Below are 6,693 nucleotides of genomic sequence, written 5' to 3' on the forward strand. Positions count from 1 at the left end.
ACCACTCTATGGGGCACTACTTGGGGTGACTTGTTTGCGCAGTAAGAAGCCAGCGTCGCTGACGACATCGCACGCCGGAAGATAACGCGTGCTGAGCTGTTTCCGGCAGTCATCCAGTCGGACTTCATCGCCCCGGCCATCTGTGATCGAGTCACGGCTGCAGGCTTCAGCACCACGGAAGTGACCGAGTCCTTGGGCGGAGGTGGTCTCCTCCAGATCGCTGGGTCTCTCCCAACCCGACGGGTGACGAACGCGCTGCGGGTAAGCAAGCACCTCCCTCCGCATCCACATCACTGTTCCCGCGTTGATAAGGAGGGAGAAACAGACAAATCGAAGTGCTGATCTCTCTTTGGCGGAGAGAGCGGAGCCATCAATCCCGCCGGCCAGGGTGAGCAGTTTATGCGCCGCAAGGGCCTTATCCGCGGTTGTCTCGCTGACTAGCAAGAACCGCCGATACCGTTCCTCATAAGTCGACATCGGACTACCTTCACGGCCCTTCTTGCCGACGCCGAGCAGTGACAGCGCGCCAGCCAGGAAGCCAACTCAACTCTGCACCCGACCGCGTGCGCGATCGCGAACCTGCTGGCGCAGTCTCGCCCGTACCTCGTCATGGATGGTGGTCGACGTCTGTTCCGCAGTCTCGACGGACACCACGAGCGCGTAGCGAACCGTCTTGCCGGCGCGGAGCCGCTGGGCATCGTCCATGCACTCGACGTGGATCGGGAAGGTGCCGTCATCGCCGAATACCATCGTGCGGGTGCCCTGCACGATCTCGTGTTGGAGGCTTCCCCGTCTGACCGAGTTGTGTTCGGCATCGATCCGCTCCCCGCCAGCAAGTCGGGTGTCTGGCGTGGCGAAGTAGACCTTGGCACCCCGGTAGCGGTTGAGCTGCCCGACGGTGGGGACCATGTAGGCGAGGGTGATGGTGAAGCGGTGCCACTCTGCGCGTGAACGGAGCGAAGGTGGGAGCGGCAGCTCGTAGGTGTGGCGTTGGTCGCGTGCAATTAGTCCTCCGCCGACCAGCACTGCCCTGTTCGTGGCTGCGCTTCCGAGCCGGTCGGTGTCGAGCCGGCCGTAGCCCAGGAGCGCGGTCAGGTGGCGGCGGGCCTGCTGGTTGGTGAGGCCGAGTTCGCGACGCAGCCGCCCCTCCCACTCGCCCCAACTGCTGGCGTGGGCGAGGAGGGCTCTCACGAGCAGCGGGTGGTACTGCGGGTCCGGTAGCGGCGCGTCTTCGGGCTCGTCCGCGCCTGCTTCGAGGATGTCGTACAGGCGGCTGGCTTCGCGGGCCACCAACGCGGTTGCGTTGCTCGTGCCGACGGTGAAGACGGTGTTGTTCGTTGCGCCCGCTCGCCCAGGCGCCGCTACTTGCAGGCCTGGCCCGGTCGTTGCGGTCGGAGCCAGTTCCACCTCGACGGTTTCCTGCCCGGCAGGCGGTCTGACAGGGCGGGCATACAGCGCCCTGCCTCCGATGTGGTGCAGATCGGGCTTGACCGAGCGGCCGACGCCGGGACCGGTCGCGCCGTAGTGGGCTGGGCCGTTCTGGTGGGTGATGTCCCAGGCGGTGTCCGGCACGTCGATGTCGCCGAGTCCATCGCTGTGGGTGGCGCCGATAGTCAGAGCATTGAGGGCGTCGCCTGGAGGGAGGATGCCTCGCAGCAGCGCCGCGTCGTAGACAGCCCGGAGCGCGGCGGACCGTGCCGTGTCGGCGTTAGAAGTGGCATCGGTCGGGATCGTGAGCGGGCCAAGGTGGTTGCCGGCACTGACGATGAACAGCAGGTTGTAGGAGTGGGCCAGCCAGTCGAGTAGCCGTCCGACAGGGCTCATCCGGCGCACGAGCGCTCGAGCTTGCGCACCGATGGACAGGTTGATGATGCGCACGCTCGGCGCGACCGGTCCCCTACCAGCCTCTCCTTCGACAATTCGCTTGACCGCGCGATGCAGCAGATCAGCGAGCAACCGGTCTGGGAGGATCTGCTCGTGTCCTGCCATGAACTCGTGGGGTCGCATGATGGGCCGCACATACAGTGGCCGGTCGAGCGGCTCGCCGTTAGCGGAAAGGTCACCGTGGATAATCAGCGAGGCCATCGCGGTACCGTGGTGGCGAGCGGCCAGCGGGTAGTTCTCGCCGATCCCGTCGGGATCGTCAACGACCAGCCGACCGGCGAGAGCATCGTGGTTGGGAAACGGCAACCCGTCCAGCAGGGCGACCCTAGGCAGGCCATCGGTGCGCCCTCCGGGTGGCAGGCGGACCTCACTGACTGGTTCTGTGGTCTGCGGTGCGACGCTCATGGGAGTGAACGGGTTGACGAACATGACTTCGTCGGTGGTCAGTAGGCGGATTGACTCGGCCCCGTCGGCCAGCAGCGCGTGAACCTGTTGGACCGGCAGTTCTGCGAGCAGTGCGTGATAGCCGATTTCGCCGATCTGGGATCGGTCCAGCACACGGCCACCACTGTCGGAGATGACCAGCTCGACGTGTGCTTGTGCCGTAGCGAGCTGAGTTGCGTCGCGACGGTACCACAGCTCGACTTCGACCATCACGGTGCTCACGGACTGGCCGACAACGTCGAGGTTCTGCTGCCACTGCTCGCGCAAGCCGGTCTCTCGGATGCGATCTTCTGGCCCCCACCGCCGGATCGCGGTGAGCTGTTGGAACGCGGTCTTGAACTTGCCCAAGCCGTGGTCGAACGATGCTGACGGGTCTGCTTGCCAGGCGGTGAAGAGGCGCAGGAGTTCCTCGATCGCTTTGGCGTTCGACATCATCAGGTACAGGGAGTGCTGTATGGGCTTGTCCGTGCGGCCGCTCTTGGACTCGGTCATGTGGAAGTCGTCGTCTGGGTCCGATTGGTCTCCGATCAGCTCGGACAGGAACTCCAGTCCTTCGATCTTGTCGATCGCGTTGCGGAAGTCCTTGATGCTGCCAGCGAGGTCGAAGACGACCACCAGCGCTGGGTCGACCTCGTCGGGTGTGTCAGCGGACAGACGCGCCCGCTCGGCGTCGAACGCTGCGCTCAGCTCGCTGAACTGCGGCGTCAGCCGCTCCCCCTGGCGACCGGCGTGGGGTTTGGACAAGCGCGGCATGTCCCGGGTCTTTTGTGTGGGCCGATCTACCACCGTTGGCGACCCGAACGCCAGGAGTGGCCGGCGCTCCGCGGTCACCCCGCCGCCTGATCTCGCCTGTGCTCAAGACGTTCCTGGACGATCCGTCGGAGGTTGCTGTCGGGGAGTTCGAGCACGGCTCTGCGGCGCACGTCCAACGCGAACTCTTCCAGTTCGGAGAAGCTTGCTCCGGCGAGCTTGTCCGCCAGGGTCCGGGGGGCGAATCCGAGGTCGCCGCCCAAGCGGACGGCGAGGCGTTCCAGGAAGCTGGTCGCCTGTGCACGACTGGGCGGTTCGAGTTCAGCGCGGATCTGGAAGCGTCGCCATGCTGCCCGGTCGAGCAGTTCGCTGTGGTTGGTCGCTCCCACCAGCAGCACGTGCGGAGGTAGCTGGTCGATCTGGAGCAGCAGAGTGGAGACAACCCGCTTGATCTCCCCGGTCTCGTGCTCGTCGGATCGTTCTTTGGCGATGGTGTCGAGTTCGTCGAAGAACAGCACGCAACGGCGGGTTCGGGCGAACTCGAAGGCGGTGTCGAGCCGCGCGGCGGTCTCGCCCAGGAAGCTTGACACAACCCCCTCGTAGCGGATGACGTAGAAGGGCAGCATCAGCTCCGAAGCGATGGCTTCGGCAACGCTGGTCTTGCCGTTTCCCGGAGGGCCGGACAAGAGCAGTCGATTGCGGGGTTCGATCCCATAACTTCGCAACAGTTCGGCGCGCTTCTGCTCCTCAATCAGCTCAGTGACAACGCGTTGCGGGACCGGAGCAAGCTCCAACTCGTCCAGGCGCCGATGAGGAATGATCTCTTGCACCAGGTCACGCATGGCTGCGGCGCGGTCATCACGTGGGGCACTCTGTCCAGTGGTGGTAATCAGCTCGGACAGACGGTCGGCGACCAGGTGGTGCTGGTTGGCTCGCTCCTCCGCGATGACCGCCTCGACGAGGACGCGGAAGCGATCTCGATCGCCACGGCGCTCGGCCTCGACGAGGTCGAGAAGCAAGTCCGCACGCGCCATGGTCTGCCTCCCTCAGTCGCCCATCTTCATGTCCTGCCTACTTTACCGGTGGCGGCTCCAAGGCTAGCGAGCCTCACCGACACGGCCGCTCGCGTATTCTCTCGGTCTCGTGAGTCTGTCCGTGATGGACTTGGGGCATGGATGATGCGTCGTTGCTGATCGACTAGCGCTCGGCGTCCCTGGCTGCCGCCGGAGAGGATGTGCGGGCGTGGGCGAGCAAGCGGCGGGTCTTCGTGTCCAGCCTGATTACCGACATGCCCGACGAGCGGGCAGCGGCGCGGGCAGCGATCGTGCCGGTCGGGGCGACAGCGGTGATGTTCGAGGATCTCGGAGCGCAGGACATCTCGGCCGAGCAGGCCTACCTGTCCGGGGTGCGGAGCTCCGAGGTATACGTCGGCATTTGGGGTTCGCGCTACGGCGTGCGGATGTCCGACGGGTACTCGGCCACGCATGCGGAGTACTTGGAGGCCGAGCGCGACGGCTTGAGGCTGTGCCTGTTCGTCCACGGTGAGACCGGCGGGGAGATGGACGGTGCGCAGCGCGATCTGATCCAAGGCGCCCGCAACCTGTACACGACGAGCCCGTGGAGTGACCCGGAAGACCTCTGCCGGCGGGCGCGGCGTCGTCTGGAGGAGCTGGCAGCAGAGGAACTCGCGCCGTGGGTGCGGGTGGGCCGGAATCTGTTTCGTGCGCGCGAGATCACCAACGACGGGAAGACGATCTCGCTGACTGCGGCGGTGCGCAGCGATGCAGTCCACTCCGAGTTGGCGCGGCTGCGCGACAACCGCACCGGCGGTGTCCCGTTCGCTTCCTCTCACACGGCACTGCCGGTGCAGATCGTGGAGTTGTCCACCAGGACCGTCTCAACGATCGGTCATGAGGAGCGGCTGACGCTGGCCGCACAGGATCAGCGGAGCTCGAACATGCGCGTATCCATCAACGGGATATCGGCTGACGAGGTCGGTCAGCGGGCGTTGTCCGATGGGTTGTTCGGCACGTCGCTGCTCGGCCACCAGAAGGGGTGGATGGCGCGGCCGATCGATCCCTTGGCACCGCTGCGGGGACTGGGCCTGGACGACAGCGTCCTGCGGCCGGTGGCTCGACCGTTGTTCGCCGAGCGGTTGATCACCGAACAAGCAGCGTCGAGGATTGACTCTTTCGCGCTCGGCCCCTCTCATCAAGGCGTGCGCCGTCTGCGGGCCACCTGGACCCCGCCGCACGTCTATGTGAACGAACCGGACCCAGGACCCGTCTCGATCGACGGCACCGTGACGGGCCTGTAATCGAGACGGGTCCTTAGAGGATCACCTGCACGGTGCGGGTCTTGTGGATCACCAAGCCTGCTCCGGATCTATGTAGCTACATAATGAGCAGGTGCCGCGGTTCCGGGCCGAGGGGCGAGTTATCAGTGATGCCGTACCGGTCGCGGTAGGCGGCGACGGTGCGAGCGTACCGTCACCACGCCGCTGCCTTGCGTGGATCATGGATGGCCGACCCAGCGGTTCCGTCCAGGGCTCGCCGACCTAGCGTGCGGTCTCGGACTCCTAGCAAACTGCGTCGACATCTACCAACGGTGCAACGACGACAACCGGCGCCTGCGCAACAAAGCCTTCTTCACCAAGGTCTACATCGACGAAGACAACGAACTCCGAGAACAACCGACCCATCGAAGTGCTCCTCGACCCCGAGAGCAACGCCAATGCCCCCAACTGGACCCAGAACAGCGACAAGACCCGAACCCTAGCCAACGATTCCATCGGTAAGGGTTCGAGCTTCGTGCGCGGGGTGGGGCCAGCGGGGCTCGAACCCGCGACCAGCGGATTATGAGTCCGCGGCTCTAACCAACTGAGCTATAGCCCCCCGCACGCGCCGGGAACGTCCACCGGCACGTGCGGCGCAATCGTAGCAAGATCTCTCACCGAGCCTCCGGCCACCAGACTGCGCGCACGGCCGAAAGACCGTCAGGGACCTGCGCGGGCGGATCGTTCCACGCCATCACCACACGATCGGGCGAGTCGTAGGCGGGGTGGCCCGGGTCGCCGGTGGCGACAAAGGAGACCCAGGAGTCGTGCATCGCCTCGACCAGGCTCGGCGGCGCCGGCGCACCGAGATAGCGTTCCACGTTCTCGCCGTTCGGGACGGCCCAGAAGAAGGGCAGGTCGGCGCAGTGTCTAGATCCGTTTCCCCCGGTCCAGCAGAAGTCGTACACCCAGGTCGGGTCCCCGGCGGCGAGTCTCGTCTCGGCGGCCCGGGCGACCGTGGAGTGGATGGCGGCCGCGTCGATGACCGCGCCCACGCTACGTCGCAGCGACCGTCCGTTGGACTGCCGGGCCAACGCCCTGAGCCCCTGCCTCGGGAGTTGCTGCGACAGCGCCATGAACGCGGCCCCCGGCACCAGCGCCGGGCCCGGGAGCTTGTCCGAGACGGCCTCGAACTCCGTCGCGGTGGAGCCGATGAGCAACGGTACTCCCGTGGTGGGCCCTGCCGCGACGGCTTCCAGTGGAGGGACGGGGATCGTCTCGCCTCCGACCACGGGCCGGAACGGCAGCGTGAACTGGTTCTCCCGCCGCAGGCGCCGGTG

The 6,693-nt window shown here is 65.9% G+C and carries 4 protein-coding genes and 1 tRNA gene; 1 reads left to right on the forward strand and 4 read right to left on the reverse strand.

Features of this window, described 5'->3' with window-relative positions:
* Window positions 1-543 precede the first annotated feature (543 nt).
* Both G6026_RS11995 and G6026_RS12000 read right to left on the reverse strand, forming a co-directional pair.
* On the reverse strand, window positions 544-3,081 hold the full coding sequence (locus G6026_RS11995; RefSeq protein ID WP_206681792.1) for a S8 family peptidase: 2,538 nt from the start codon (window positions 3,079-3,081) through the stop codon (window positions 544-546).
* A 74-nt stretch (window positions 3,082-3,155) separates the two neighbouring features.
* Window positions 3,156-4,112, reverse strand: a complete 957-nt coding sequence (locus tag G6026_RS12000; RefSeq protein WP_182613314.1) for an ATP-binding protein — start codon at window positions 4,110-4,112, stop codon at window positions 3,156-3,158.
* Between the two features lie 200 nt (window positions 4,113-4,312).
* On the opposite strand from G6026_RS12000, the gene G6026_RS12005 reads away from it, so the two are divergent.
* Window positions 4,313-5,395, forward strand: coding sequence for a DUF4062 domain-containing protein (locus tag G6026_RS12005; protein WP_182613315.1), 1,083 nt, complete (start codon window positions 4,313-4,315; stop codon window positions 5,393-5,395).
* Window positions 5,396-5,898: 503 nt separating this feature from the next.
* Here the strand turns inward: G6026_RS12005 and G6026_RS12010 are convergent.
* Together G6026_RS12010 and G6026_RS17385 are read right to left on the reverse strand one after the other, a co-directional pair.
* A tRNA-Ile gene (locus G6026_RS12010) sits at window positions 5,899-5,972 on the reverse strand.
* Window positions 5,973-6,027: 55 nt separating this feature from the next.
* A partial coding sequence (locus G6026_RS17385; RefSeq protein WP_241728055.1) for a carboxylesterase family protein occupies window positions 6,028-6,693 on the reverse strand: 666 nt, incomplete at its 5' end.

Origin of the sequence: Dietzia sp. DQ11-38-2, assembly GCF_014145055.1 — a bacterium.
Taxonomy (GTDB): Bacteria; Actinomycetota; Actinomycetes; order Mycobacteriales; family Mycobacteriaceae; genus Dietzia.